The organism is Bacillus sp. G402, from assembly GCF_051172515.1.
In the GTDB taxonomy this organism is placed as follows: domain Bacteria; phylum Bacillota; class Bacilli; order Bacillales; family Bacillaceae; genus Bacillus; species Bacillus altitudinis.
In genome coordinates this window covers 1,060,490-1,087,233 of record NZ_JBPIZC010000001.1, presented here as the reverse complement: position 1 = coordinate 1,087,233, position 26,744 = coordinate 1,060,490, and the positions used below count along the sequence as shown (strand labels likewise).

Below are 26,744 nucleotides of genomic sequence, written 5' to 3'. Positions count from 1 at the left end.
TGAACTTGATTTTAGCCCTTTGTCTTCTTTTCAGCGTGATAGAAAATCTTTGCAGTCTAGGAAGGACGAGTACTGGCGCGGAGCGAATTTGACATTCGTGAGCACCAGCACGCAGGACTGACAAAGAATGCGAGGGTTTGTCTACCCGCTGAAGCCCTCTCCACACGGAGAGGGGTTTTTTATGTATGTGAAACGTCGCTGAAAAAGAAAAACCCTCATGAGATGAGGGCTTTTTTCATATGGATATATAAGTGCAAAGTCGAACCGTTAATTTGTATTCACTCGATCTAATGCTTGGCATATGGGTGATAAGATATCCTCTTTACTTCGGACATTACCTTCCACCTTCACAATGACTTTTTCATTATTGACAAGTAAAATAGCCGGCAGTTCGTCTACTTCATTTTTCCAGCCTTTACGATCTTCTTTGACAATCATCTTGGACATTTCCTTCGGATATTCATTTTTTAAATCGAGCACTGCGTCATAATAAGGACTTTCTTTATCAAGATTTTCTGCATCAGTAAAAAAGAGAATTCTCGGCTTTTGAATATGACTGACCTGGTCTGTCTGATTCGGTATGATATACGCAAATGAGCATGAACTAAGTACAAAGAGCATAGGGAATATAATGAGAAGGGTCCTCATAAAATTCAATCTATTCACCTCAAAATCCTTTGGGGTTGTACCAACATTTTTAGGAGTTAGTTCCCTGTTAGTCACTCTAGTGTATCACGTCCTTTTTGACAATTTTCGATTGTTACTCAATTGTTACAGAATTGATATGAAGCAAAATACATTTGAAACGTTTCCTCAATATGATGAGAAAAAAGCATATATTTATAAAAAATAATTAAATGTGTCATACAATTAACCGTTGACAACTTAAATGTGACATCATATTATAGAGGTATGAAATAGATTAAACGCTTTCAAACTTTGAGTAAAGAAAAGGGGAATGTACGTGGGTACAATTATTTGTCAAGATTGCAATGAAACCATTGATCAATTTGAAAATGAAAAAGTGACAACACTTTATGGAACATGTGGTCACTGTCATTGCTGTGATGAAGCCTCTGAATAAATAAAAAAGCATGCAGCTCCAATTGGGGCTGCATGTTTCTTTTTTATAAAATGGCTTTTTGTTCTTTAATGACACGAATCATATCTAGTGTGGAATCTTCTGGTCCTTGAACAGGAAGACCGATTTCGATATTTTTAAAGATATAGGAGATATTTTCTTCTGTGATGATTTCACCTGGTATAAAAATAGGAATACCAGGCGGATAAACCATGACAAATTCTGCAATGATACGGCCAGCCGCTTCTTTAAATGGAATGACTTCCGTTGTTGCGTAAAAAGCGTCACGCGGTGTCATCGCAAGCGAAGGGATCTCAGGCAGTAACACTTCTGTCACGGCTTGTTTGCCGCCTTGACGTGCAGAGGTTGCCGCAATTTCCTTCATAGCCGTTACAAGCGTATCAATCGTCTCATCACAATCGCCAGGCGTCACGATACATAAAATGTTGTATAGGTCAGAGAGCTCTACTTCAATTCGGTAGCTTTCTCTCAGCCATTTCTCCACATCATGGCCATTCAGTCCAAGGTCTTTAATGGAGATGATTAATTTTGTTGGGTCATAATCGTAAGTAGAAGGTGAACCGAGAATTTCTTGACCAATACAAGTAATACCTTCAATTTCGTTTAAACGAGTTCTTGCTGATTCAGCTAATCGAATGGCTTCATCTGCAAGTGCCTTTCCTTCAGTCGCTAATCGCTTTCTAGCGACATCCAGGGAGGCTAAAAGCAAATAAGAAGTAGACGTAGTTGTCAGCATGCTTAAAATAGATTGTACTCGATCCTTTGAAACAAGCCCTTCTTTTATATTTAAAATCGAGCTTTGGGTGAGAGAGCCGCCAAGTTTATGCACACTTGTTGCTGCCATATCAGCTCCCGCCTGCATCGCAGACAATGGAAGCTCATCGTGAAAATGAATATGCACACCATGTGCCTCATCTACAAGAACAGGTACGTCATACGAATGAGCAATCTCTACAATGGTTTTTAAATCAGCTGAAATGCCAAAATACGTTGGGTTAATCACAAGCAGCCCTTTCGCATCTGGGTGTTTAGTCAGCGCTTTTTTAGCTGACTCTGGCGTGATGCCATGAGAGATGCCAAGCTCTTTGTCAATTTCCGGGTGAATAAAAACAGGTACTGCACCAGAAAATACAATAGCAGACATAATCGACTTATGGACATTACGTGGAACAATAATTTTGTCTCCAGGGCCACAGACGGTCATCACCATTGTCATGATCGCGCCGCTTGTTCCCTGTATAGAGAAAAACGTATGGTCGGCACCAAATGCTTCTGCTGCAAGCTCCTGTGCTTCTTTGATCATTCCTCGAGGCGAATGTAAATCATCAAGAGGTTCTATATTAATAAGGTCAATGCTTAATGCATTGTCTCCAATGAATGCTCTAAATTCAGGGTCCATTCCGGCTCCTTTTTTATGGCCTGGAATGTGAAATTGGACTGGATTAGTTGAAGCGTGTTTTTTTAGTCCAGTGTATAAGGGTGTATCATGTTGTGACAATTGCTTTCCCACCTTCATCGAAATACCTGCTATTATTATCCCAATAACAGCAGATTTCATTGCATAAAACAAAAGAATTATATTATGAACTGATCGGAATGTAAAGCATAAAATCAATCGGATTCTGATCAAACAGATGCTATAATAAAAGTTCAAATAAGAAATGTGGATTAAAGTGAGGGACAAGTAAATGGAATATCAATATCCAATGGACGTCGACTGGACAACTGAAGAAAAGATGGCGGTCATTTCATTTTTTCAAGCCGTTGAAAAAGCCTATGAAACAGGAATTGCGAAACAAGCGTTACTAGAGGCTTATAAACGATTTAAAGAAGTTGTACCATCAAAAGCAGAAGAAAAGACGCATTGTGCGGCGTTTGAAAAGGGAAGTGGGTATTCCCCTTATCGCACAGTAAAAAGTGCAAGAGAGGCTGAAGAAACAGCTATGATACGGATGTAAAAAACGAGCCTATATAGATAGGCTCGTTTTTTATACAGATTCTTTTTGTGTAAAGCGGTATAGATAAGTTACTGTGCGGAAGGCATCTTCAATTTTTGATAAGAATTCTTCATTATTCATTTGAACAACTTCTTCTCTAGGAAGCTGGATGCCGCAAAGGAGTTCGGCCTTTTTGACTGTTTGAACACGTTCAAATAGTGTTCTCAGCTGTTCAGCATCAAGTTCGCTGTGGCGGAGGACGTCCGGTTTCATATGATCCTTAGACCAAACAAAGTCTTGCGGTATTTTCTTTTGGATCGTGTCCAGCTCTTTTTCGAATAATTGCCCATATTCACCTTTTACTGGAGATTCATAAATGAGCGCAAACCATACAAATACATGAGTTTTCCAAAGCCCAATTTGAAAATGAGGGAGCTTTTTATACCCACGCTTACTGTTAGCGAAAGCCACCCAAGTGTCATTTGGCGGGTTGACTGATCTTCTTGCATGTTTTGCCACGTGGACAAACATTTCGTCTCCTGTAATAGAAGAAAGAAGCGGTGCAAAATGTTCACCAAGTGCTTCAAGCTTTGGACGGACTCTCTCTTTTAATACGGCCATACGTTCATCTAAACCGTCTACTGTGAATGTTTCAAAATCTTCATCTCTAAAACGCATTTCACTCATGTTATGCCTCCTGTATCTTTTCGCTGATCATATTTTATCATAGCTTGGGTCAAGCTCAAAAAAAGATGCACTTTAAAGAGAAAGATAGCAGGGATCTTGGTTCGGCGTTTAAAAACATCGATTTTGTGGTACATAACAAATAGGTAAAAACACAATTTTCAGAATGTCGTTGCGGTTATGCGATCGCTTCATACGATATAAGCAAGAACCATTTCTCTTATCGATTGTATTTTTTATCAATGAAAACTGACAAGGAATGAATCATTCTCTGGAAGGGGCGTTGACCAATGAAGCAAATCGTGAAGCATGGGTATAGACAAGAGAAGAAGAATCGCATCGCTGTGTGGAGATTAGAGGTTGATTATGAGCTTTCTACGCTTCATGAAGCCATCGAGCAAAAAGATGATATCCAAGTAGAACGCAGCAAACGAAAGCTTGAGCGCCTAAGAAAAGAATGGGAGCAGCTTCAAGGGTAAAACAAGGTGAGGTAAAAACGAACCAATTCATCGGTTCGTTTTTGTATGAAGCTGCTTTTTTCTTGCTTTTACGTACATAATATCAGTATGCTAATACAAATAGGTACTACATAGAAAAGAGGTTTACAGTCCGATGACAAACTGGGTGGAAATTGACCGACTTGCAAAGCTTTGGGTAAAAGAAGCGGGTAGCCGCATTAAAGAATCCATGCAGGAAGGTCTATCAATTGAAACAAAATCAAATCCAAATGATCTTGTCACAAACATCGATAAAGAAACAGAACGTTTCTTCATTGAAAAGATACAGTCGACATTTTCAGATCATCATATTTTAGGAGAAGAGGGCCAAGGGGAAGAAGTGACCTCTCTTGACGGGATAGTATGGATCATTGATCCAATTGATGGCACCATGAACTTTGTCCATCAAAAACGAAATTTTGCCATTTCAATTGGGATATTTGAACATGGTGTGGGGAAAATCGGTCTTATTTATGACGTCATCCATGACGAGCTCTATCATGCAGTCAAAGGAGAAGGGGCGTATATGAACGATACCTTACTCCCGCCTTTAAAAGATGTCGCCATTGAAAAAGCCATTGTCGGCATTAACCCAACATGGGCGATTGAAAGCCCCCATTTTGACGCTAAGCCGTTTGCCCGTCTCGTACGCGATGTGAGAGGAACAAGAACGATTGGATCAGCTGCACTTGAACTGGCTTATATTGCAAGCGGAAGAAGCGACGCATATGTCACGTTAAGGCTAGCGCCATGGGATTATGCTGCTGGATGTGTGTTGCTTGATGAGGTAGGCGCTGTTTACTCGAATATTCACGGAGAACGCTTAACGTTTCTAGAGAAAAATAGCATTGTTGCCGGAAATCGATCCGTCTGTGAGAAAATCTTGCATGATTACATAAAAGGAAGCGGAAATAAAAAATAAACAACATCACTTCATGAGAATGAAGTGATTTTTTGTTTTTCCTGAAACTTTTTGGTAAGGCAGATGTCTAAACGAATGAGGCCTTAATTTGATGTAAAGGATTGTGTAGCAATGTTTGATTTGTTTAGTGATTTATCCCTCCATTTTGAAAGGTTTTTTATTTTAAATGAGTACAGTATCCACATGATTCAATGGTGTGTGCTTGGACTATTTGTCCTTTTCATTACACTTCCCATATGGAAAGAAAAGAAGAGTAGTTATGTATTTTATGCTGGAATCGTATTAAGAGTAGTTCTGCTAGGGAGTATGACACTTGAGATGATCCACCAAGTGCTAGCTAGACAGTATACGATCGAAACATTTGAAGTGCTGACAGATTTCATGCAATTTCTCATCTATGGATATGTCTTGCTTGCATCACTTTTCTATGTGATTTCTCTTCCTTATTTAAAAAATAGGGGCATGTTTTTTGCGTTTGATTTATCTGTGTTACTTCTGCCCTTATGTCAAACGATATTTATTGTGTTAGTTGAAAGCAAAAAGTTCTTTCTCAGCGGTGATACGGAGCTGATATGGAGAGATTTGATCATCATTTTGCTTATGATTGGCTTTGCCGCTTTGGTACTTCACCTATTCTTTCGTTTGTTTTGGCACCAGAAGTGGAAAGAATTGCTGTTTTTCTATGGCTTGATTTTCACTGCGCTGCTGTATATTTTTTATCCTTCTATTTCGAAGTATGAGCTGCAATCTTCGTTTAAGTCCATAGTGATTTTAGTGGCGGCCGCAGGAAGCTTTATGACATTACATTTGTTATGTGCGTTAATACAAAACAAGGTAAAGTTGAGACAGTGGGGTGCTGGGGGGATTGTCGTCTTTTTTACGCTAATGCTGAACCCGATCCTAAATCTCCCACATATCATGTTTCAATTTACTAAAACGGAACTGACAGATACTTTCTCAGAAGAATATCGACCTTTATCTGAAGCAAGTGCGAAAGCATTCGCTTTAAAGTTTGTACCAGCGGACACTTCATTATATTCAACGACTATTAAGCAGCCGATCTCTGATAACTACGTGTTTGCAGCCGATCAGTATGAAGTGAATGTTTCTGCGTTTACAGGTGAATTAAACAGCTATTTTTATCATGGTCGCGCAAAGGGTCAGCATTTGACCGATAAAGAATATAGGGAAAAAACCATTGAATTTTTTGAAAGAAGCGGCCGATCCGTTGATCTAGACCGCATTCATATCGTCGTCGAAAAAGAAGACGGGGAGAAAAGCGTTCTTCTTTTGCCAAAAATGTCTCAGAATAAAGATGAGAGCCTAGCGTTTGCCACATGGAAAAAAGAGACGCTTCGACAAGCGCAATATGGGAACGCCATCTTTCAATTAAAGGATATAGACGGGATCAATTTAACAAACAAAGAAATGAAAACGAAAATAAATCGTATCTATAAAAAACTAAATTTACAGCCAACAGATTATCAGATTACAGACGTTGATGGCTTTTATTTTCAGTGGCAGCATGAAGTGGAGGTAAAGACAGCCGATCATTCTACATTTGTGTTTAATGGTTCAACGAAAGAATTGCTAAAAATACAGCTATCAAAAGCGATTCTTCAACAGAAAAAAGGAAATATCAGTGACGAAGATTTGTTGGAAATGATAGGGGAACAGTCAAAAGACGTGAAGACAGAAACAGGATCTCGTGAACACAAACAATATACTTTTCACGGGTCATCCCATTTACTTCATGTGACGAGAGATGCTGATGGAATTGCGTTGAATTGGCAATCAGACTCTTCTTTACCGCATACGGTATCGAATCAAGAACGTGATGAAGTCTATCAGCAAATCCTCAAAAAGTATGAACCTTATGCCATCTATAAAAAACAAATCAAGCCGGTGAGAATGATCGACAAAGAGGGGGAAAAGAGCATTTCGTGGTTTGTGATCATTCAAACTTTCGGATCGAATGAGCGGAAAATATATGAAGTAAATGGACGAACAAAAGAGGTGCAACGTTTTGACAGATAAAGAAAAACAAGCCATCTTTCAAGACTTATATGAATTGTATCAGGAAGGGGAGCTTGGAGAAGAGGCTTCTAACTGGATGATGGCGCATGAAAAGCAGTTTCAGCATTCTTTTAAGGGAAACGAGTTTACTCCTGCCCACACTGAGGATCAGAGCGATTATCTCGAATTAAAACGCATGAAGTGGTTTATTTCTTCGTTATACTTCTTTTTTATCGTATTATCAATTTGGATGACTGTGTGGTTTTATTTTTGATGTCTAGACCGACCAATCAAATTGAAAAAATATATGAAGAATATTTTCAGGAAATCACCAAATATTTATATCGCAGAACGGGAAATGTCGAAACAGCCAAGGACCTTGCGCAGGATGTATTTATCAAGGCACTGCATGGGTTATCCTCTTTTAAAGGACATTCAAGCATTAAAACATGGCTTTACACCATTGCTTATCATACATTTGTCAACGACTATCGCCGAAAAATAAAACGAACTTTTACGGATGTAGAAAATGCTGATTTTTTAGAGCAACAGATATTCATGACACCTGAAGACCATTTAGAAACTCAAGCTGATATTCAAAGGCTGTGGAGCCAGATCAATCAATTGAAGGATTCTTCCCGAGAAGTCCTCATTTTAAGAGATATTCAGGAATTATCGTATGAAGAAGTAGCGGAAATTTTGAATTGGACTTTACCTAAAGTAAAGACAACCCTTCATCGAGCAAGATTAGAGCTGAAACGAAAGCTACATTGTGAGGAGTTCAACAAATGAGCTGTTATTTGATTGAAGAACTATTACCACTTTATATAGAAGGGGACACGAGTGAAGAAACAAATCAATTAGTGAATGAGCACTTACGTTCATGCAAAAAATGCCTTCATCTATATGAAGAAATGAAAGAACCAGTCTCTATTGCAAAGTCAACAGATTTCATACCGTTCATAGATGAAAAAGAAGAAAAAAGAAAGTTTGAAAAGCGCTACTATGGAAAACTGTTATTAAGGGCAAGTATCGTTTTTAGTATCGTCTATCTCATCATGCTCTTGATCTATTGGATATAAGAAAGAACCCCCATCTGGATGAACCGGATGGGGGTTTTTTGAGCTTAGTTCAATTTTTCTTTAGCAATTTGAACTGCATCATAGAACGTTTTTAATTGCTCTTGAGGAATTTTCTTAAGCAATTGGTTGAAAACAAGTAATTCAGTAGAGCTGAATCCAAGACCTTTAGCGATTTTAGAATCAATTACAACGTTTCCTTTTTTGTCTAGAACAAGTGCATCACCAGCAAGATCAGCAATTCTGATCACTGATTTGAAAAGCTTTTCGAATTTAGTTGCTTCTTCTTTAGTAAGACCAAGTTCAACAGCTTTTTCTGCATCAAAAACTAATTTTCCTTTTTCGTTTTTAGTGATGCTTTCACTGAAAACGATTGTAAGAACAGCTGCGCGATCTAAGAATTTCTCAGCAGTCGCCGCTTCTTCTTCAGTCAGACCGAGCTCAACAGCTTTTTTCACATCAAATGTGTAGTTGTTGTCTTCCTCAACAAATGAATTGATGAGAATGCTGATAACACGCTCGTTTTTCTCCAATAAATCTTTAATAATTTGTTGCTGCTCAAAAGGAATCCCTTTGAAAGTTGCAGCACTTGCTTGCCCAGGAGCTACTGTTGTGAAAGTAAAAATGATAGCTAAAGCGAAAAATACAACAGAGCTGAGCGATTTGCTCAAAAACTTCTTCATGCTTCTTTTCTCTCCCTTTTCTGTTAAATTTTGTTGCAAGAACAGCATACCATGAGAAACTTTGTGGAAGAATAGGAAAAATGTAACTTTGTGTTTGATTTTGGAGAACTATAAAAGTTCTTGTCGAAAAATGGAGGAGTTCAGATTGCTTAGATTTGCCAACACTATATGAAATTTTTAGTTGAATCATTAGTGTTACATAGGTGGTTGGTCTTGTTTTTACCCAAAATAAAAGCCTTCTACATGTAAAATGTAAAAGGCTTTTCATAAATTTTATGATTGCACGTTTAATTTTCGTTTTAATGTAAATCCTGTACCCATGAAAATCATGGCGAACACAATACTTAAGCATGTTCCCAGTATGCTTTTTTCTGCAACAGACACTCCAATAAACGCCATACTGACGACGGCAAGTAATGCACATAATAATAGAAGCCATTTGATTTGTTTCATTTGTCTCCATCCCTTTTTTTAGAGTTAATATAAGTTTACAGAAAAACGATCGGCATTTAAAGGGGATTGTGATATAATATGAAAGTTATCTAATTATTTTAGGAGATGAAAATGTGAAACTTCGAAAAGACCTTCGCAACATCGCAATTATTGCCCACGTTGACCATGGTAAAACGACGCTTGTTGACCAATTGCTCCATCAAGCTGGTACTTTCCGTGCGAATGAAAATATCGCTGAGAGAGCCATGGATTCAAATGATTTAGAGCGAGAGCGCGGTATTACGATCTTAGCTAAAAATACTGCGATCCATTATAAAGATACACGCATTAATATTTTAGATACACCAGGACACGCCGATTTCGGTGGTGAAGTTGAGCGTATCATGAAAATGGTAGATGGTGTACTTCTCGTTGTGGATGCATATGAAGGTTGTATGCCTCAAACACGATTCGTGCTAAAAAAAGCACTTGAGCAAAACTTAACACCAATTGTTGTTGTCAATAAAATTGACCGTGACTTTGCTCGTCCAGCTGAAGTAGTTGATGAAGTCATTGACTTGTTCATTGAATTGGATGCAACAGAAGAACAGCTTGAATTCCCAGTTGTATATGCATCAGCAATCAATGGTACAGCAAGTAACGATGCTAGTAAGCAAGATGAAAACATGGAATCGTTGTTTGAAGCGATTGTCAACCATATCCCATGCCCAGTCGACAACCATGAAGAGCCGCTTCAATTCCAAGTGGCGCTACTTGATTACAATGATTATGTTGGAAGAATTGGAATTGGCCGTGTATTTAGAGGAACGATGCAAGTAGGACAGCAAGTTGCTCTAATGAAAGTGGATGGCAGTGTAAAACAATTCCGCGTGACGAAGATTTTTGGTTTCCAAGGGTTAAAACGAGTGGAAATCAATGAAGCGAAAGCTGGAGATCTTGTCGCAGTATCTGGTATGGAAGACATCAACGTAGGAGAAACAGTCTGCCCGGTAGAACACCAAGAGGCTTTGCCGATCCTTCGTATTGATGAGCCGACACTTCAAATGACATTTGTTGTGAATAACAGCCCATTTGCAGGCCGTGAAGGAAAGTACGTGACATCACGTAAAATTGAAGAGCGTTTAGAACAGCAGCTTCAAACAGACGTAAGTCTTCGTGTAGATCCAACGGATTCACCTGATGCTTGGGTCGTATCAGGACGCGGTGAGCTTCACTTATCAATTCTGATTGAGAATATGAGACGTGAAGGATTTGAACTGCAAGTATCGAAGCCAGAAGTTATTGTAAAAGAAGTAGATGGTGTTCGATGTGAGCCTGTAGAGCGTGTTCAAATTGATGTACCTGAAGAGCATACTGGCTCTGTTATGGAATCAATGGGTGCAAGAAAAGGTGAAATGATTGACATGATCAATAATGGTAATGGTCAAGTTCGCCTGATCTTTACAGTTCCATCACGTGGTTTAATCGGATATACAACTGAATTTCTTTCATTAACTCGTGGTTTTGGTATTTTGAACCATACGTTTGACAGCTACCAGCCGATGCAGTCTGGTCAAGTTGGCGGACGCCGTCAAGGTGTACTTGTTTCAATGGAAACAGGTAAAGCAACTGCTTACGGAATCCAAGGCGTTGAAGAGCGCGGTGTGATTTTCGTTGAGCCGGGTGTTGAAGTATACCAAGGAATGATTGTTGGTGAGCATAACCGTGAAAACGATCTTGTTGTCAACGTGAGCCGTATGAAACAACAAACAAACGTACGTTCAGCGACAAAAGATCAAACGGTTAGTATGAAAAAACCACGTATTATGTCACTTGAGGAATCTCTTGAGTACTTAAATGAAGACGAATACTGTGAGGTTACACCGGAATCGATCCGTTTAAGAAAGAAAATTTTAGATAAAAACGAACGTGAGAAAGCTGCGAAGAAGAAAAAGCTAGCAGGATTATCTTAATTCCATGAAGAATTAAAAAGATAGAACCCTGAAAGATAAGGGGAGGGAATCTTTTTGAATGATCAGGAAGTAAGTGAGAATCTATCCTTTTTCGCGATGCTGTTTCGTGTCGATGAAAATCCGCAAACAGGGATGTGGCTCCTATATGGCACCATCCTTGTTTTAGCGATTGTTGTTTTTAAACTCGGCTTTGCTAGACGTTTACCGATTTTAAAAGCACTTGTCATTTATTTGTTTTTGATTTTTGGTTGCACGTTTCTCACATTTCTAGGTATCTTCTTGCCAGTCGCAGAAGGCCTGGTTGTGGCAGCTGTCATTTTGATTATTTATAAAATACGACTGCATCGTGCGAAAAAAGAAGGAACAGTGAGTACGTAAAAAAGACCTGAACTTGTGTCAGGTCTTTTTTATGTCTTCTGTTCTTTTTTTCCTTTTTTCTTCTTTTTCTCTTTCGTCGCAGGATCTTGATAAAGAGAGAATCTGCCAGTTTTGATGCGTGCCTCTGTCTTTACTTTAATTCTTTCTTGGCAGTCATCGCACATATATGTATGAATCGGTCGATTTCTTAACCGTTTAGCAACAAGTGTATCATCATTAATGGTTTCAAGCTTTTCACATAATGAGCACTTCACTCTCATCATTTTCACCTCACTTTGGTCATGCCTTCATTATAGCATGTTTTTTGAGCCACTTAAAATCAGTATAAAAAAGGCTTATATCACAAGAGATATAAGCCGCAGCGTGTAGACAAACCCTCACATTCGGTGTCAGTCCTGCGCTTCGGTGCTCACGAATGTCATATTCGCTCCGCGCCGATGCTCGTCCTTCCTAGGGCTGCAAAGGTTTTCTATCACGCTGAAAAGAAGGCAAAGAGCTAAAATAAAGTTCATTTTAGCCCTTTGTCAATAATCTGAGGCTATATCACAAGAGATATAAGCCGTTCTCATTATTTCTTCTGATTCATATGATGGTTTGATTGATCGTTTTGGTTTTTTTCTAATTGCTTTTGATCTTGTTGTTTGAGCTGATGATTCGGATCATTCGTTGGATCTGTTTCGTTACGGTCGATTTCATTTCGAGGCATTTCTGGCATAACACGTCCCACAATGGCTGCTAGTTCATCCATAATTCCGCTTACTGGCCTGCCTGCTTGTATTTCTTTACCCATTTCCTTTAAACGGCTCACTGTATCTGGATCAGCGACGACAACAGCATTCGCACCTTCTGGGTCATTTTTCAGAGCTTTGGCGACTGAATATTTAATGGTTTCAACTTTGCTTCTATCTAAATCATCTTTTACATCAATGCCAACGACAGCGTACTTGCCGATGACGATCGCTGTTGCGTCATTTACATCTGCTACATGCTCAGTCACATTCACTAGGTGTTTTGCCACATCTGTTGATGGGCGGGCTTTGTCAGTGTTTTTCTTGGATGAGTCTGATACTCTTACTAAATGCTTGTTTCCGTCTTGATGTTCTTGTGCCAAAGGCTTCTCTTGATGTTGGCAAGCGCCTAATAAAAGAATGGTTTGAACCATGAATAACGTCAAAAATAGTCGCATGTGTATTCCCTCCTTCACAAACTGCATGATTTATTTTATTGTTGAATTAACCTTCTAACTTTATTCATGAAAACATATATTTTAACAATCGTTTTTGGAAAGACAAGGATGAATGAAACCCCGATCAGGAGGCGAAGGACCTGAGTAAAATTTATGTATTAGACACAAATGTGTTATTACAGGATCCGAATTCAATCTTTTCATTTGAAGACAACGAGGTTGTGATTCCGGCCGTAGTGTTAGAAGAAGTAGACTCGAAAAAAAGATATATGGACGAGGTTGGGCAAAACGCACGACGTGTCTCACGTTTAATCGACGGGTTGAGATCGAAAGGGAAACTGCATGAAAAAATTACGCTGGAGTCAAAAGGAACGCTGCGTATTGAGCTGAATCATCGCTCTTTCCATGAACTTCAAGAAATTTTCATCGAAAAAACAAACGATAACCGGATTTTGGCTGTTGCGAAGAATTTGAGCTTAGAGGAAGAAACAAAACCGGATGGCCGGCCTGTCATTTTGGTCAGCAAAGATGTCCTAGTGCGAGTAAAGGCGGATGCCATTGGTCTGCAAGCAGAGGATTTCTTAAGCGATCGTGTGCTGCAAAATGAAGACATTGATAACGGCTATCACGAGCTCTATATTCCGACTGAGCAGCTGAATACATTTTATAAGCAAAATCAGTTACCAATAAAAGACGTCACCCAAACGCCATTAAACCCTCATCAATTTGTTATTATGAAGGGAAATGAGGGTGGTTCTGCTTTGGGGATGCTTGATCAAAAAGCAGAGCATGTAAAACGGCTTATTTATGACCAAGAACATATTTGGGGAATTCGCCCAAAAAATGTCCAGCAAACGATGGCGCTTGAGTTACTTTTACGCCGCGATATTCCGCTTGTGACACTTATCGGAAAAGCGGGAACAGGAAAGACACTGCTTGCACTTGCTGCTGGATTAATGCAGACAGAGGACCTCGGCATGTTTAAAAAGCTCATCGTGGCCCGCTCCATTGTTCCTGTCGGTAAGGACTTAGGGTATTTGCCAGGCGAAAAAGAAGAGAAGCTCAGACCGTGGATGCAGCCGATCTATGACAACCTAGAATTTTTATTTAACACAAAAAAACCTGGTGAACTCGATGCGATACTAGCGGGCATCGGTTCAATTCAAGTGGAAGCTTTAACGTATATTCGCGGGAGAAGTATCCCTGATCAATTTATCATTATCGATGAGGCGCAAAACTTAACAAAACACGAAGTAAAAACATTATTAACGCGGGTTGGTGAGGGAAGTAAAATTGTGCTGATGGGAGACCCAGAGCAGATTGATCACCCTTATTTAGACAGCTTAAATAATGGGCTCACATATGTCATTGAGCGTTTCAAAGGGCAGCAAATATCTGGACATGTCAAGCTTGTCAAAGGAGAAAGGTCTGGACTTGCACAGCTTGCAGCTGATTTATTATAGTCCAGACCCGCTATCTTATGTAATGATTAACTCTTTGACGCCTTTAATCGGCTGAGTGATGTTGGACTGATCCTCGAAATAAACGTGGATTGGTCCTTCTTCTGTTATAGGTTTTCCATTTTGGCTGAAATGGGCAATGCTATCCATCGCCTTAGAGAGCGGAACAGCAATTGTTTCTGTTTCTGTGACAAATTCACACGTCTCCGCTTGTTCGAGCGGTTCTGCATTTTTTATCATGTCGCCAAGTTTCATCCCGAAGCTGCCTGTGACAAGTCTTTCTTTTTCGTACTTTTTCTCTGTTTTTAATGTGGGTGGAAGTGTTTGACCTTCTCTTATGACCCGCTCTTGATCAAGCTCCTGATCTAGCTGCTGCTCTTCGTTTGCTGCACTTTTCTCAAAAAATGAATCCATTAAAAATTTACGGTCATCAAAAATCCATACACTCGGATCAATGGTGATCTTGTATTGTACGTTCCCCTTGATTTGAATAATGCTCATGTTCAAGACAACCCCTTTCCAACATAAATTATAGAAGTTTTCGCCCGCTTTGTCACTTTCATAAACATGCACCTCCTTGTACAAACTACGATTAGACGAAAAATAGGGAGGATTTTGGGCATGGCATGTCGTGACAATGAAGAGCTTCAGCGATTTGTAGAAGAGGCAAAAAAGGTGGCCAAAAATGGAAAGGTAGCATCCTATATTCCGGCACTCGGTAAAGCGGATCAATCGGATTTATCTGTCGCTGTTTATCATGTGAGTAATACGTGCCACTCAGCAGGAAATGTTGATAAACGATTCACCCTGCAAAGTATTTCAAAAGTATTAGCACTGGCGCTCGTGCTCTCAGAAGAAGGACCGAAAAAAGTGTTTCAATATGTTGGACAAGAACCGACTGGCGACCCGTTTAATTCGATGATTAAACTAGAGACAGCAAGCCCAAATAAGCCGCTTAACCCAATGATTAATGCAGGAGCGCTTGCCGTTACAAGTTTAATAAGAGGGGCAACGCCGCAAGATCAGCTGAACCGGCTGCTTGGTTTTATTAGAGAGCTTGCCAATGACACCACCATTACATATTGCAAAGAAACCGCTGCATCCGAATTTGAAACATCAATGATTAACCGCGCAATGTGCTATTATATGAAGCAATATCATATTATTAAAGGGAATGTAGAAGAGGTGATGGATGTCTATACGAAGCAGTGCGCCGTCATGATGAATAGCCTGGATTTGGCGAAGATCGCATGTGTTTTTTCATTAGATGGCAGGCATCCAGAGACAGGAAAGCAAATCCTTTCGAAAGATGTCGCTAGAATTTGTAAAACGTTTATGGTTACATGCGGTATGTACAATGCGAGCGGGGAATTTGCGATCAATATCGGAATCCCTGCTAAAAGTGGTGTTTCAGGCGGAATTATGGGGGCGGCGCCATACGACTTTGGGATAGGTATATTCGGACCTGCTTTGGATGAAAAAGGGAATAGTATTGCGGGTATTAAGCTGCTTGAGCTCATGAGTGAAAAATATGAGATGAGTATCTTTTAATAACGAATGGCTTCTTTTTATTTTTACAGAGCGAACTGTACAAATCCGCTTGCAATTTTGGGCGTTTCGCTTTATGATAAATAGAAGAATTAGGTACTCGCCTGGGGAACGGAGGGATACTTTTGGCGTCAGAAATTTTAGTCGATCATCGGCAAAAAGCACTGGCTTTATTAAAATTGGATGCAGATAAAATTTTAAAATTGATCCAAGTGCAAATGGACAACTTAACGATGCCGCAATGTCCTCTTTATGAAGAGGTTTTAGATACTCAAATGTTCGGATTATCGAGAGAAATTGATTTCGCTGTCCGGCTTGGATTAGTTGATCAACATGAAGGCAAAAAACTACTCGATAAACTTGAGAGAGAACTATCCGCACTTCATGATGCGTTCACAAAAAAATAATGATTGAAAACTCAAACTTCCACAACATAAGTTTGAGTTTTTTTGTCCGCCTTTTTATTTTGATTGATGCCAAACGGACTTGATTGTCTCATGAAAGACGAACAATATAAAGAGGTAAAACGGGATCAAACGGAGAAAATGTAGTAGAATAAGAACAGCTAAGAGAAGAGAATATCAAGCAGTAGAAATAGACGTTAGGAAGAGGATTATATGTTAAAGAGAATGCTAAAATCGTATGACTACTCATTATTGTTCGCCATTATATTAATTAGCGCATTCGGCTTGGTGATGGTGTATAGCTCAAGTATGATTACATCTGTGATCAGATATGATGCTGCGCCAGATAATTTTTTCAAGAAACAGCTTTTATTTATGATTGTCGGGGCGGTCATCTTGATGTTTACAGCCCTCATTCCGTATCAGCTGCTCTTAAATAAAAGATTCCAAATTGTCATGCTTTTGCTATCTGTGTTTTCTCTCATTTATGTGTACTTTGGCGGTCACATTGCAGGGAATGCTAGAAGCTGGATCAAATTTGGGCCTTTTAGTCTTCAGCCAGCGGAATTCGTGAAGATCGTTGTCATCATTTATCTTGCTGCTGTCTATGCAAAGAAGCAGCATTATATTGACCATATTTTAAGAGGGGTTACACCTCCAATTGTGGTTGTCTCCATCCTATGCGGATTTATTATTTTGCAGCCAGACTATGGGACAGCTTTTATCATTGGTATGATTGCCCTTGCGATGATTTTATGCTCAGGGTTTAGCGGTAAAACGCTGGCCAAGCTGCTCGCTTTATTTAGTGCGGTGATGGTTGTTGTGACACCGTTTATTATTCTTTTTTGGGATAAAATTTTCACGCAGAATCGTCTTGGACGTTTTGAGAGTTTCCAAGATCCATTTAAAGACGCAGGCGCTTCTGGGCATCAATTGATTAATTCATATTATGCGATTGGATCAGGCGGCTTTTTTGGGCTTGGTCTTGGAGAGAGTGTACAAAAGTATGGATACCTTCCAGAACCGCATACAGATTTTATCATGGCAATTATCTCGGAAGAGCTTGGTTTTTTCGGTGTATTTTTTGTCCTTGCTCTCCTTGGCTTTATTGTCGTGAAAGGTTTTTACATTGCGAGAAAGTGTGAAGATCCGTTTGGAAGTTTGCTTGCAATAGGAATTTCTTCAATGATTGCCATCCAAACGTGTATTAATTTGGGCGGTGTTTCAGGTCTCATTCCGATCACTGGGGTCACACTTCCGTTTATCAGCTACGGGGGATCCTCTATCATTTTACTGAGTGGATGTATGGGAATATTGCTGAATATCAGCATGTTCACTGAATATAAAGAGCGTTATAAAAAGAAAAAATCAATCAGCAAACCATCGATTCAAAAAAATGGATTGCAGAAAACTTTGAATCTTTAGAAAACAAAAGTGTACAGTTTTCATTTCTTCCTTTATTATAGAGTACATATAAAATTTTAAGGGATATGGAGGAGTGAGAATGTCACAGAGAACAATTCAAAAGGTTCTAGTTGCAAACAGAGGGGAAATCGCTATCAGAGTCTTTAGGGCCTGTACGGAGCTCAACTTACGTACAGTGGCCATTTACTCCAAAGAAGACTCGGGCTCTTATCATCGCTATAAAGCCGATGAAGCATATCTAGTTGGAGAAGGTAAAAAGCCGATTGATGCCTACCTTGATATCGAGGGGATCATCGAAATTGCAAAACGAAATGACGTGGATGCGATTCATCCAGGATACGGATTTTTATCTGAAAACATTCATTTTGCAAGACGATGCGAAGAGGAAGGCATCCAATTCATCGGCCCAACTTCTCAACATTTAGATATGTTTGGAGATAAAGTAAAAGCGAGAGATGAAGCGAAAAAAGCTGGAATTCCAGTCATTCCAGGAAGTGACGGGCCAGTTGATTCGGTCGAAGAAGTCGAAAAATTCGGTGAAGAATACGGTTACCCGTTTATTATTAAAGCTTCACTTGGAGGCGGCGGCCGAGGTATGCGGATTGTCAGATCAAAAGAGGAGCTGAACGAAGCCTATGACCGTGCAAAGTCAGAGGCGAAAGCGGCTTTTGGAAATGACGAAGTATACGTTGAAAAGCTGATTGAAAATCCGAAACATATTGAAGTGCAGGTGATTGGAGACAATCACGGCAATATCATTCATTTATATGAGCGTGACTGCTCTGTTCAAAGGCGTCATCAAAAAGTCATTGAGGTTGCACCAAGTGTGTCCCTTTCAGATCAATTGCGTGAAGACATCTGTGAAGCGGCTGTTCAGCTGGCCCAGAATGTATCGTATATCAATGCAGGGACTGTAGAATTCCTAGTGGCAAATGGTGAGTTTTATTTTATTGAAGTCAATCCTAGGGTCCAAGTGGAACACACGATCACAGAAATGATCACAGGTGTCGATATCGTCCAAACCCAAATTCTTGTCGCAAAAGGACATGACCTCCACAGCAAAGAAGTCGGGATACCAAAACAAGAAGATATCTTTACACATGGATTCGCCATTCAATCAAGGGTCACAACAGAAGATCCTTTGAATGACTTCATGCCAGATACAGGAAAAATCATGGCTTACCGTTCAGGCGGTGGTTTTGGAGTACGTCTTGATACAGGAAACAGCTTCCAAGGTGCGGTGATTACACCTTATTACGATTCACTGTTGGTCAAGCTGTCTACTTGGGCACTTACATTCGATCAAGCTGCGGCTAAAATGGTCCGAAATTTACAAGAATTCAGGATTCGTGGCATTAAAACAAATATCCCGTTTCTTGAAAACGTTGCAAAGCACGAGAAGTTTCTAAGAGGGGAATATGATACATCGTTTATTGATTCAACACCAGAGCTATTTAACTTCCCTAAGCAAAAAGACCGCGGAACGAAAATGCTTACTTATATTGGTAACGTTACCATTAATGGGTTCCCTGGTATTTCGGAAAATAAGAAGCCTCATTTTGATCAACCAAATGTGCCGAAACTTGCTGTCCATGAAACGATTCCTTCTGGAACAAAACAATTGTTAGACAAGCATGGACCTGAGGGGCTCGCCAATTGGGTGAAAGAGCAAAGCAGTGTACTTTTAACGGATACAACTTTTAGAGACGCACATCAATCCCTGCTTGCAACACGCTTTAGAACACACGACTTAAAGAAAGTTGCGCAGCCAACAGCAGGTTTATGGCCAGAGTTATTCAGTATGGAAATGTGGGGCGGCGCTACATTTGATGTGGCATATCGTTTCTTGAAAGAAGATCCTTGGGAAAGATTGAAAGAGCTTCGTCAAGAAGTGCCAAACACTTTGTTCCAAATGCTATTAAGATCATCAAACGCTGTCGGATATACAAACTATGCGGATAATGTGATTAAAGCATTTGTAAAGGAATCGGCAGAGGCAGGCATTGACGTCTTCCGTATTTTTGACAGCCTAAACTGGGTCAAAGGCATGACGCTTGCCATTGATTCTGTTCGTGAATCAGGCAAAGTGGCAGAGGCAGCGATTTGTTATACAGGTGATATTCTTGATCCATCACGTCCGAAATATGATTTGAAATACTATGTCTCTCTTGCGAAGGAGCTTGAATCCGCAGGCGCTCATATTTTAGGCATTAAAGATATGGCGGGATTATTAAAACCGCAGGCGGCTTATGAACTTGTATCTGCTCTAAAAGACGAGCTCACGATTCCAATCCATCTTCATACACACGATACGAGTGGAAATGGACTCTTCACCTATGCAAGAGCGATTGATGCAGGTGTTGATATTGTTGATGTTGCTGTCAGCTCTATGGCGGGGCTCACATCACAACCAAGTGCGAGCTCATTATATTATGCTTTAGACGGACATGAAAGAAAGCCCGAAATGAATGTTCAAGCGGTTGAACGTCTTTCTCAATATTGGAATTCCGTCAGAAAATATTACCATGAGTTTGAAAGCGGAATGAATTCACCGCATACAGAAATTTATGAGCATGAAATGCCTGGTGGCCAGTATAGTAACCTGCAACAGCAGGCGAAAGGGGTCGGCCTTGGCGACCGCTGGAATGAAGTAAAAGAAATGTACAGACGTGTAAATGACATGTTTGGTGACATTGTGAAAGTGACACCGTCTTCTAAAGTGGTCGGAGATATGGCACTTTATATGGTGCAAAACGATCTGACAGAAGAGGATGTTTATGAAAAAGGAGCAACACTGGATTTCCCAGATTCGGTTGTTGAATTGTTTAAAGGCTATTTAGGACAGCCTCATGGCGGATTCCCAGAAAAATTGCAAAAGCTGATTTTAAAAGGGGAGGAGCCGCTTACTGTCAGACCGGGTGAGAAACTGAAACCAGTGGACTTTGAAGAAATCAAAAAGCAGTTCAAAGAATCACATGATCTGACGTTGACAGAACAAGATGCCATTGCATATGCTTTATACCCGAAAGTCTTTTCTGAATTTGTTCAAACAGCAGAAAGCTATGGAGATATCTCTGTTCTTGACACACCAACCTTCTTCTACGGCATGAGACTTGGTGAAGAAATTGAGGTGGAAATTGAAAAAGGGAAAACCCTCATTGTCAAACTCGTGTCCATTGGAGAACCGAATCCGGACGCTACAAGAGTGCTTTACTTTGAACTGAATGGACAGCCGCGTGAAGTGGTCATTAAGGATGAAAGCATCAAATCCTCCGTTCAAGAAAAAATGAAGGCAGATCGTTCAAATCCAAATCACATTGCCGCATCGATGCCAGGCACTGTGATCAAAGTGCTTGTTGAAAAAGGACAGAAAATTTCTCAAGGTGAGCATTTGATGATCAATGAAGCGATGAAAATGGAAACGACGGTACAAGCACCGTTCTCAGCAGTCGTGGATGAAATTCATGTCACGAATGGAGAAGGGATTCAAACTGGAGATCTGTTGATTGTCTTAAAGCCTGAATAATGAGTGAGACACATCCACTGCGATGTGTCTCAGCGTATAGACAAACCCTTGCATTCTTTGTCAGTCCTGCGTGCTGGTGCTCACGAATGTCACATTCGCTCCGCTCCAGTACTCGTTCTTCCTAGACTTCAAGGGCTTTCTATCACGCTGAAAAGAAGACAAAGGGCTAAAATAAAGAGCATTTTAGCCCTTTGTCAACAATCCAAGACACATCTACTGCGATGTGTCTTTTTGTTGAGCGCATTAAAATGTGCAGCCGCCCGCTAGAGTGATTACACTATAGAATGAGGTGAAGAAAGAGTGGAAATTGTCGTGATTTGGTTTCGCCGAGATATGCGATTGGATGATCATATCGCCTTATCAAAAGCGATCACATATGCAAAAAAACATCAGTACCGATTATTTGCTTTTTATCATCTAGATCCATTTTTTACAGAAATGGAACTGGATTTGAACAACGAACATTTCTTTCAAAACTTGGCCAATTTCGTCAAGGAAGCAAGAGAATCTCACATGTATGTTCATCTCATTCATGATGATATTTTGTCCGCTTTTCAAAAGCTCATGAATGCTTATGACATCAATGCGGTCTTTTTTAATGAGGACGAAGTAGGAAATGGTCAAACACGAGATGAGCAAGTGACCCGTTTCTTAGAAGAAAAGGGCATTCATGTGTCAAAGTGGCAAGATACGCATCTGCATGGGGCGAGAGATATTTTAAAAGTGGATGGTTCTCATTATCAAGTGTTTACTCCATACTACCAAGCGTGGCGGAAGCAGGAGAAGCAGTCTGTGATAAAAGTTGACAAATCATTTCTGAGCAGCAAGCATACGATTTGTGATGAGTCACTTTCTGAAAAGGGAGATGCGAAACTAAGGGACATCATCAAGAAATGTACAAGGAAATTCGATCAGATTGGATCAGACAAAGCGATGAGCACGCTAGGCGGCTTTATTCAAGAAAGATTGACGCATTATCATGAGAAACGAGATATTCCGTCTGTTTTTGGGACGAGCAAGCTGTCTCGGTTTTTAAAAACTGGGTCCATTTCTATTCGCACGATCTTTCATGCGGTCAATGAGGAAGAACTTTTTGAAGATGAGGGCAAGGAAACATTTATGAAAGAGCTAGCGTGGCGTGATTTTTATCATATGATCTTTGCGCATTATCCAGAGATGAAAGAAAAAGAAATCAACTCCTCCTTTCAACACATAAAATGGAATGATGATGAGAGACTTTTTGAAGCTTGGTGTAAAGGACAAACAGGCTTCCCGCTCGTTGATGCTGGGATGAGACAGTTAAATGAAGAAGGCTGGATGCATAACCGTTTGAGAATGGTGACGGCTTCATTCCTGACAAAAGATTACTTCATCGATTGGAGAATGGGCGAAGCGTATTTTGCGAGAAAACTTGTCGACTATGATGAGGCTTCGAATATTGGAGGATTTCAGTGGGCAGCCTCTGTCGGAACGGATGCTGTTCCTTACTTCCGTATTTTTAACCCAACGACCCAGTCGAAACGATTTGACCCAAGCGGAGAATATATTAGAAGGTATGTACCAGAACTAAAGCATGTGAATGAAAAATGGATTCATGAACCGAGTAAAATGCCGATAGATGAGCAAATGAAATCGGGATGTGTGCTGGGGGATATATATCCTCTGCCTACAGTCGATCATCAAGAAAGACGAAAAAAGGCCATTTCGCTATTCGAAGAAGCGAAACAAACATAAAAGAAATCCCCCTTTTCGGATGAAAGGGGGATTGTATGTTTATCTGAAAGGCTCTCTATTTTCATATTTAAACCGGGCAATGAGTAAGCAGAAGTAGCATAGTACCCCAAACAAACAAGAAATAAAGAATGAATGAGCAAGCGCATAACCGAGTGCGAGCTGAGAATAAACAGACATGACACCAGAGATCGCTTGAAGTGTAATCAGAATGGCTGAAATGATCCATCCATAATACAGCTGCTTTTGTTCTTTATAATGTTTAAGGGCATGGAACATCGCAACAAATATCCAAACGAATAAAAGAAGGGCTGCTGCTCGGTGAGACATTTGAACCCATTGATTAAAATACGCTGGAAGTGCGCCGTCTTTTGAACAAAATGGGAAGACAGAGCATGCAAGACTTGATTTTGTATGTCTCACATAGGCGCCCGTATACACCACAATATACGTATATGTGATCAACCCATAAATATGGAACTGCATTCTTTTGCCGATATGAAGCGGCTTCACAAGTTTTGTTTCAGATCTGGTGGCTTCAAACACAAGCAGTGCCAGCAGTAAAACGGAAGCAAAAGAAATCAGTGAAATACCGAAGTGCAGTGCCATGACAAGTGCGTTAGAACCAAACACAACGGCGAGTGCCCCTAACAGCGCTTGAAGCAGTAAGAATATAATGGACATGATGACCAAAAATTTGGTTTCACGGAATACTGGACTGATTTTTTTCCAGCATAAGACCGCCAGTGCCAGTACAAGAATGGTGGAAACTCCTGTTGACATGCGGTGGCTCCATTCGATAATGGAAGCAGGGTTCATTTCTGGAAAGAAACGACCGTGGCAAAGGGGCCATTGTCTGCCGCAGCCAAGACCGGAGCCAGTTTTCGTCACAAGCGCACCGCCAATCAGAACGATCAGCATCACAAATGTTGTGACAACGCTCAATAACCTTAAAGCAAATTTCATCAAATGATTTCACCTTCTCTAAATAACTTCTGATCTAAATGAAAACCTCACATGCTCTCAAGTTTAAGCCAAATGCGTGTTCTGTTGCAATTCATAATGACCAAAGTTCACAAAAAAATGATATGTTAGTTCACAAAGTTTACAGATTTAGAGTGCTTGATCTTTCTTTGACAGTCTGATAGAAATAGAGGAGAGAATATTTCATTTTGCACCGCCTTCTGAAACGCACATCCTAATAAATTCACGAAAAGTTCACAAATAACTTCAAGTTTGTCGTTTATTATTTAATAGGATGTTTTTTTACAGCTCTTTATCTTGTATGATAGAGTTGTAACGATTTTACGTTTTATTCGTTCGTTTGAAGGTTTGGGCAAGGGAGGTTATACACATTGGCAAATTCCAAAACAGCCGCGGAAGCAGCTATTCATGGACAAATAGAAGAAACAACCGCTTTAAAAGATTTTCTTGCTCTTATTAAAATGGGCATCGTCAATTCCAATTTCATTACAACTTTTACTGGAATGTGGCTTGCTTTTTATTTTACAGGTATGAGTTTCCTTGGGAATCTTGATATTGTGCTGTTAACAATGATTGGTTCTTCTCTTATTATTGCCGGTTCATGCGCCATTAATAATGCGTTTGACCGTGATATTGATATACTAATGGAAAGAACAAAAACAAGACCGACGGTGACAGGTAAAGTTCAGCCAGGTCAAGCGTATGCATTTGGTATTCTGCTTGTTGTACTTGGACTGATTATGCTTCTGATGACAACTGTTACATCAGCAGTGATTGGATTTATCGGTGTCTTTACTTATGCAGTTCTATACACGATGTGGTCTAAACGCCATTACACCATTAATACAGTCATTGGGAGTGTATCTGGTGCGGTTCCGCCATTAATTGGCTGGACAGCTGTTACAGGCACCATCGACACAACGGCATGGGTCCTGTTTATGATTATGTTCATCTGGCAAATTCCACATTTCTTATCACTTGCGATTAAGAAAACGGAAGATTACCGCAAAGCAGGTATTCCAATGCTGCCAGTTGTTTACGGCTTTGAAGTCACAAAACGTCAAATCATCATTTGGACAGCATGTCTTCTCCCGCTTCCATTTTTCTTAGGTGGATTAGGATGGCCGATTGTCGCACTTGGCACATTGCTGAACATTGGATGGCTCGTCATTGGTCTTATGGGCTTTAAAATGAAAGATATCATGAAGTGGTCAACACTCATGTTCGTTTATTCATTAAACTACTTAACGATCTTTTTCGTTGCGATGATTATTATTACACTATTCTAGAGTGAAATACACTTTGATCACATCAAAACAATGGCTATATCTTATAACACAACATTTTCTTACAACTATGAAAGCCGCCTGATATTCAGTTCTATTTAGGCGGCTTTCTGTTTATACATAGATGGTATTTTGAGTAAAAAAATCATTTTTTTATGAAAAGAGGAAATGTAAGTGCTTTTATAAGAGGCGGGGGTTATGGATGGGTGAAAGGTGATTTTATAAATAAGAGGTAAAAGCGAAAGGCAAAGGAGATCAAGCAAAAGGGGTTGGGACAAATTATGATAAGAAAATGGCGTGTTTATTCACTGTTTCTCTTACTGACGCTCGTTTTGGCGGGCTGCGGTGAACCATACTTATCAACACTCAAGCCAGTTGGGGAAGTAGCAGATAAACAGTTTTTCCTAACGGTACTGAGTACACTTATTATGGTTCTTGTCGTTATTGTTGTATCGATCATTTTCTTTTACGTCATCATTAAATTCAAACGTTCTAAAGTGGGAGAAGATACGATTCCTAAACAGGTAGAAGGGAACCGTAACCTCGAAATTACGTGGACAGCGATTCCGATACTTCTACTCATTATTCTCGTTGTACCTGTTGTGGCATACACGCTTGAGCTAGGGGATACAAGCGCCATGGATAAGAAAAAACGAGATCCTGAAAAGACACTTGTAGTGAATGTAAGAGCCAGCTTATATTGGTGGGAATTTGAATACCCTGATTATGGGATTGTGACAAGTCAGGAATTGATTGTTCCAACTGATCAAAAGGTTTATTTTAAGCTGAAAGCATCTGATGTGAAACACTCATTCTGGATTCCATCAGCTGGGGGTAAAATTGATACAAATACAGACAACGAGAACAAGTTTTATTTAACATTTGACTCAAAACGAACGAAAGATGCTGGAGAATATTTCTATGGGAAATGTGCAGAGCTTTGCGGTCCATCACATGCTTTAATGGACTTTAAAGTTAAAACGCTTTCTCAAGATGAGTTTTTAGGCTGGACGAAAAAGATGACAGATTATAAGAAGCCTGCATCTACGTCAGATCTAGCCCTTGAGGGTGAAAAACTCTTTAAAGAGAAAAACTGTTTAAGCTGTCATGCGGTAGAGCCTGGAGATGAACGGCCAGAGGCGGCAAGGACTGCACCAAACCTTGCAACCTTCGGAGAGCGGACAAAAGTAGCTGGAATTAAAGACATGAATAAAGAAAATGTCAAAGCATGGCTGAAAGATCCAGAGAGCTTTAAACCAGGTAATAAGATGACAGGGACGTACCCTAAACTAAATGACTCAGAAGCAGATGCACTCTACGAGTATTTAAAAGGTCTTAAAATACAGTAAATGCCTTGAGCAGCTTGAAGTTGCGCACATTCAAAAGGGTATACGATCTATGTGAAGTTTTTGTTAAGAGCTCCCGAATAAGTCTCTACATCCAAGAATAAGTCATCTGTCAGATATAGTCTGTTTTTAGAACGTGAAGATA

The 26,744-nt window shown here is 40.0% G+C and carries 27 protein-coding genes; 18 read left to right on the top strand and 9 right to left on the bottom strand.

Annotated elements, in window-relative coordinates:
- Positions 1-267 precede the first annotated feature (267 nt).
- Complete coding sequence (locus tag ACSBQP_RS05695; RefSeq protein WP_223255627.1) at positions 268-648, bottom strand: hypothetical protein; 381 nt, start codon at positions 646-648, stop codon at positions 268-270.
- A 316-nt stretch (positions 649-964) separates the two neighbouring features.
- On the opposite strand from ACSBQP_RS05695, the gene ACSBQP_RS05690 reads away from it, so the two are divergent.
- Entirely contained in the window at positions 965-1,084 is a 120-nt protein-coding gene (locus ACSBQP_RS05690; protein ID WP_003212464.1) for a GapA-binding peptide SR1P, read from the top strand.
- A gap of 43 nt (positions 1,085-1,127) precedes the next feature.
- On the opposite strand, the gene ACSBQP_RS05685 is transcribed toward ACSBQP_RS05690, so the two are convergent.
- Positions 1,128-2,600 carry an aminotransferase class I/II-fold pyridoxal phosphate-dependent enzyme gene (locus ACSBQP_RS05685; protein ID WP_090756397.1) on the bottom strand — a complete coding sequence of 491 codons (1,473 nt, stop codon included), beginning with the start codon at positions 2,598-2,600 and terminating at the stop codon, positions 1,128-1,130.
- 190 nt (positions 2,601-2,790) lie between these two features.
- Between ACSBQP_RS05685 and ACSBQP_RS05680 the strand changes: the two genes are divergently transcribed.
- Positions 2,791-3,060, top strand: a complete 270-nt coding sequence (locus ACSBQP_RS05680) for a UPF0223 family protein (protein WP_008345089.1) — start codon at positions 2,791-2,793, stop codon at positions 3,058-3,060.
- Between the two features lie 30 nt (positions 3,061-3,090).
- Here the strand turns inward: ACSBQP_RS05680 and ACSBQP_RS05675 are convergent, their stop codons facing one another.
- Complete coding sequence (locus tag ACSBQP_RS05675) at positions 3,091-3,726, bottom strand: DUF1054 domain-containing protein (RefSeq protein WP_035392176.1); 636 nt, start codon at positions 3,724-3,726, stop codon at positions 3,091-3,093.
- A 287-nt stretch (positions 3,727-4,013) separates the two neighbouring features.
- Between ACSBQP_RS05675 and ACSBQP_RS05670 the strand changes: the two genes are divergently transcribed.
- The 6 genes from ACSBQP_RS05670 to ACSBQP_RS05645 all read left to right on the top strand — a co-directional run bounded on the left by ACSBQP_RS05670 (position 4,014) and on the right by ACSBQP_RS05645 (position 8,240).
- Positions 4,014-4,202: a hypothetical protein gene (locus ACSBQP_RS05670; RefSeq protein WP_008345085.1), complete on the top strand. Its 189-nt coding sequence runs from the start codon at positions 4,014-4,016 to the stop codon at positions 4,200-4,202.
- Positions 4,203-4,335: 133 nt separating this feature from the next.
- On the top strand, positions 4,336-5,142 hold the full coding sequence (locus tag ACSBQP_RS05665) for an inositol monophosphatase family protein (protein ID WP_046343457.1): 807 nt from the start codon (positions 4,336-4,338) through the stop codon (positions 5,140-5,142).
- 183 nt (positions 5,143-5,325) lie between these two features.
- A complete protein-coding gene (locus ACSBQP_RS05660; protein WP_435028248.1) occupies positions 5,326-7,179 on the top strand; it encodes a hypothetical protein in 1,854 nt (617 codons plus the stop codon).
- Positions 7,169-7,432 (top strand): hypothetical protein, encoded by a 264-nt coding sequence (locus tag ACSBQP_RS05655; RefSeq protein WP_048001595.1) that lies wholly within the window; start codon positions 7,169-7,171, stop codon positions 7,430-7,432. The genes ACSBQP_RS05660 and ACSBQP_RS05655 overlap by 11 nt, the downstream gene beginning before the upstream one ends.
- Positions 7,432-7,950: a sigma-70 family RNA polymerase sigma factor gene (locus tag ACSBQP_RS05650; RefSeq protein ID WP_435028314.1), complete on the top strand. Its 519-nt coding sequence runs from the start codon at positions 7,432-7,434 to the stop codon at positions 7,948-7,950. The genes ACSBQP_RS05655 and ACSBQP_RS05650 overlap by 1 nt, the downstream gene beginning before the upstream one ends.
- Positions 7,947-8,240 (top strand): anti-sigma factor family protein, encoded by a 294-nt coding sequence (locus tag ACSBQP_RS05645; protein ID WP_008345075.1) that lies wholly within the window; start codon positions 7,947-7,949, stop codon positions 8,238-8,240. The genes ACSBQP_RS05650 and ACSBQP_RS05645 overlap by 4 nt, the downstream gene beginning before the upstream one ends.
- Positions 8,241-8,284: 44 nt before the next feature.
- On the opposite strand, the gene ACSBQP_RS05640 is transcribed toward ACSBQP_RS05645, so the two are convergent.
- Positions 8,285-8,920, bottom strand: coding sequence for a hypothetical protein (locus ACSBQP_RS05640; protein WP_017359387.1), 636 nt, complete (start codon positions 8,918-8,920; stop codon positions 8,285-8,287).
- 273 nt (positions 8,921-9,193) lie between these two features.
- Complete coding sequence (locus tag ACSBQP_RS05635) at positions 9,194-9,373, bottom strand: DUF5325 family protein (RefSeq protein WP_008345070.1); 180 nt, start codon at positions 9,371-9,373, stop codon at positions 9,194-9,196.
- Positions 9,374-9,486: 113 nt separating this feature from the next.
- On the opposite strand from ACSBQP_RS05635, the gene typA reads away from it, so the two are divergent.
- Both typA and ACSBQP_RS05625 read left to right on the top strand, forming a co-directional pair.
- Positions 9,487-11,325 carry a translational GTPase TypA gene (gene typA / locus ACSBQP_RS05630; RefSeq protein ID WP_008345068.1) on the top strand — a complete coding sequence of 613 codons (1,839 nt, stop codon included), beginning with the start codon at positions 9,487-9,489 and terminating at the stop codon, positions 11,323-11,325.
- Between the two features lie 96 nt (positions 11,326-11,421).
- Positions 11,422-11,703: a YlaH-like family protein gene (locus ACSBQP_RS05625; RefSeq protein WP_048002867.1), complete on the top strand. Its 282-nt coding sequence runs from the start codon at positions 11,422-11,424 to the stop codon at positions 11,701-11,703.
- A gap of 29 nt (positions 11,704-11,732) precedes the next feature.
- Here ACSBQP_RS05625 and ACSBQP_RS05620 read toward each other — a convergent pair whose 3' ends face one another.
- Positions 11,733-11,963: a YlaI family protein gene (locus tag ACSBQP_RS05620; protein ID WP_008345063.1), complete on the bottom strand. Its 231-nt coding sequence runs from the start codon at positions 11,961-11,963 to the stop codon at positions 11,733-11,735.
- A gap of 308 nt (positions 11,964-12,271) precedes the next feature.
- Positions 12,272-12,889: a YhcN/YlaJ family sporulation lipoprotein gene (locus ACSBQP_RS05615; RefSeq protein WP_008345059.1), complete on the bottom strand. Its 618-nt coding sequence runs from the start codon at positions 12,887-12,889 to the stop codon at positions 12,272-12,274.
- A 140-nt stretch (positions 12,890-13,029) separates the two neighbouring features.
- Between ACSBQP_RS05615 and ACSBQP_RS05610 the strand changes: the two genes are divergently transcribed.
- A complete protein-coding gene (locus ACSBQP_RS05610) occupies positions 13,030-14,352 on the top strand; it encodes a PhoH family protein (RefSeq protein WP_025207279.1) in 1,323 nt (440 codons plus the stop codon).
- A gap of 15 nt (positions 14,353-14,367) precedes the next feature.
- Here ACSBQP_RS05610 and ACSBQP_RS05605 read toward each other — a convergent pair whose 3' ends face one another.
- Entirely contained in the window at positions 14,368-14,850 is a 483-nt protein-coding gene (locus tag ACSBQP_RS05605; protein ID WP_008345056.1) for a hypothetical protein, read from the bottom strand.
- A 120-nt stretch (positions 14,851-14,970) separates the two neighbouring features.
- Between ACSBQP_RS05605 and glsA the strand changes: the two genes are divergently transcribed.
- From glsA to ACSBQP_RS05580, 5 genes are all read left to right on the top strand, one after another.
- Positions 14,971-15,900, top strand: coding sequence for a glutaminase A (gene glsA / locus ACSBQP_RS05600; protein ID WP_035392166.1), 930 nt, complete (start codon positions 14,971-14,973; stop codon positions 15,898-15,900).
- Between the two features lie 122 nt (positions 15,901-16,022).
- Positions 16,023-16,304 (top strand): YlaN family protein, encoded by a 282-nt coding sequence (locus ACSBQP_RS05595; protein ID WP_003212509.1) that lies wholly within the window; start codon positions 16,023-16,025, stop codon positions 16,302-16,304.
- A 210-nt stretch (positions 16,305-16,514) separates the two neighbouring features.
- Positions 16,515-17,726 (top strand): putative lipid II flippase FtsW, encoded by a 1,212-nt coding sequence (gene ftsW / locus ACSBQP_RS05590; RefSeq protein ID WP_007499829.1) that lies wholly within the window; start codon positions 16,515-16,517, stop codon positions 17,724-17,726.
- Positions 17,727-17,805: 79 nt separating this feature from the next.
- Complete coding sequence (gene pyc / locus ACSBQP_RS05585) at positions 17,806-21,252, top strand: pyruvate carboxylase (RefSeq protein WP_017367180.1); 3,447 nt, start codon at positions 17,806-17,808, stop codon at positions 21,250-21,252.
- Positions 21,253-21,552: 300 nt separating this feature from the next.
- A complete protein-coding gene (locus ACSBQP_RS05580) occupies positions 21,553-22,986 on the top strand; it encodes a cryptochrome/photolyase family protein (RefSeq protein ID WP_435028247.1) in 1,434 nt (477 codons plus the stop codon).
- A gap of 39 nt (positions 22,987-23,025) precedes the next feature.
- Here ACSBQP_RS05580 and ACSBQP_RS05575 read toward each other — a convergent pair whose 3' ends face one another.
- Entirely contained in the window at positions 23,026-23,949 is a 924-nt protein-coding gene (locus ACSBQP_RS05575; RefSeq protein ID WP_024720295.1) for a COX15/CtaA family protein, read from the bottom strand.
- Between the two features lie 389 nt (positions 23,950-24,338).
- Here ACSBQP_RS05575 and cyoE point away from each other — a divergent pair, with 389 nt between their 5' ends.
- On the top strand, positions 24,339-25,256 hold the full coding sequence (gene cyoE, locus ACSBQP_RS05570) for a heme o synthase (protein WP_024720296.1): 918 nt from the start codon (positions 24,339-24,341) through the stop codon (positions 25,254-25,256).
- Positions 25,257-25,534: 278 nt separating this feature from the next.
- On the top strand, positions 25,535-26,602 hold the full coding sequence (coxB, locus tag ACSBQP_RS05565; RefSeq protein WP_039168612.1) for a cytochrome c oxidase subunit II: 1,068 nt from the start codon (positions 25,535-25,537) through the stop codon (positions 26,600-26,602).
- Positions 26,603-26,744: the final 142 nt, after the last annotated feature.

Excerpts from the sequence above, each read along its gene's own strand:
- ACSBQP_RS05620 (WP_008345063.1), bottom strand. The coding sequence starts at position 11,963 with ATGAGAGTGAAGTGCTCATTATGTGAAAAGCTTGAAACCATTAATGAT.
- ACSBQP_RS05670 (WP_008345085.1), top strand. The coding sequence starts at position 4,014 with ATGAAGCAAATCGTGAAGCATGGGTATAGACAAGAGAAGAAGAATCGC.
- ACSBQP_RS05605 (WP_008345056.1), bottom strand. The coding sequence starts at position 14,850 with ATGAGCATTATTCAAATCAAGGGGAACGTACAATACAAGATCACCATT.
- ACSBQP_RS05660 (WP_435028248.1), top strand. The coding sequence starts at position 5,326 with ATGATTCAATGGTGTGTGCTTGGACTATTTGTCCTTTTCATTACACTT.
- ACSBQP_RS05625 (WP_048002867.1), top strand. The coding sequence starts at position 11,422 with ATGCTGTTTCGTGTCGATGAAAATCCGCAAACAGGGATGTGGCTCCTA.
- ACSBQP_RS05675 (WP_035392176.1), bottom strand. The coding sequence starts at position 3,726 with ATGAGTGAAATGCGTTTTAGAGATGAAGATTTTGAAACATTCACAGTA.
- ACSBQP_RS05680 (WP_008345089.1), top strand. The coding sequence starts at position 2,791 with ATGGAATATCAATATCCAATGGACGTCGACTGGACAACTGAAGAAAAG.
- ftsW (WP_007499829.1), top strand. The coding sequence starts at position 16,515 with ATGTTAAAGAGAATGCTAAAATCGTATGACTACTCATTATTGTTCGCC.
- ACSBQP_RS05695 (WP_223255627.1), bottom strand. The coding sequence starts at position 648 with ATGAGGACCCTTCTCATTATATTCCCTATGCTCTTTGTACTTAGTTCA.
- ACSBQP_RS05635 (WP_008345070.1), bottom strand. The coding sequence starts at position 9,373 with ATGAAACAAATCAAATGGCTTCTATTATTATGTGCATTACTTGCCGTC.
- glsA (WP_035392166.1), top strand. The coding sequence starts at position 14,971 with ATGGCATGTCGTGACAATGAAGAGCTTCAGCGATTTGTAGAAGAGGCA.
- ACSBQP_RS05640 (WP_017359387.1), bottom strand. The coding sequence starts at position 8,920 with ATGAAGAAGTTTTTGAGCAAATCGCTCAGCTCTGTTGTATTTTTCGCT.
- ACSBQP_RS05575 (WP_024720295.1), bottom strand. The coding sequence starts at position 23,949 with ATGAAATTTGCTTTAAGGTTATTGAGCGTTGTCACAACATTTGTGATG.
- pyc (WP_017367180.1), top strand. The coding sequence starts at position 17,806 with ATGTCACAGAGAACAATTCAAAAGGTTCTAGTTGCAAACAGAGGGGAA.
- coxB (WP_039168612.1), top strand. The coding sequence starts at position 25,535 with ATGATAAGAAAATGGCGTGTTTATTCACTGTTTCTCTTACTGACGCTC.
- ACSBQP_RS05665 (WP_046343457.1), top strand. The coding sequence starts at position 4,336 with ATGACAAACTGGGTGGAAATTGACCGACTTGCAAAGCTTTGGGTAAAA.
- ACSBQP_RS05615 (WP_008345059.1), bottom strand. The coding sequence starts at position 12,889 with ATGCGACTATTTTTGACGTTATTCATGGTTCAAACCATTCTTTTATTA.
- ACSBQP_RS05650 (WP_435028314.1), top strand. The coding sequence starts at position 7,432 with ATGTCTAGACCGACCAATCAAATTGAAAAAATATATGAAGAATATTTT.
- ACSBQP_RS05645 (WP_008345075.1), top strand. The coding sequence starts at position 7,947 with ATGAGCTGTTATTTGATTGAAGAACTATTACCACTTTATATAGAAGGG.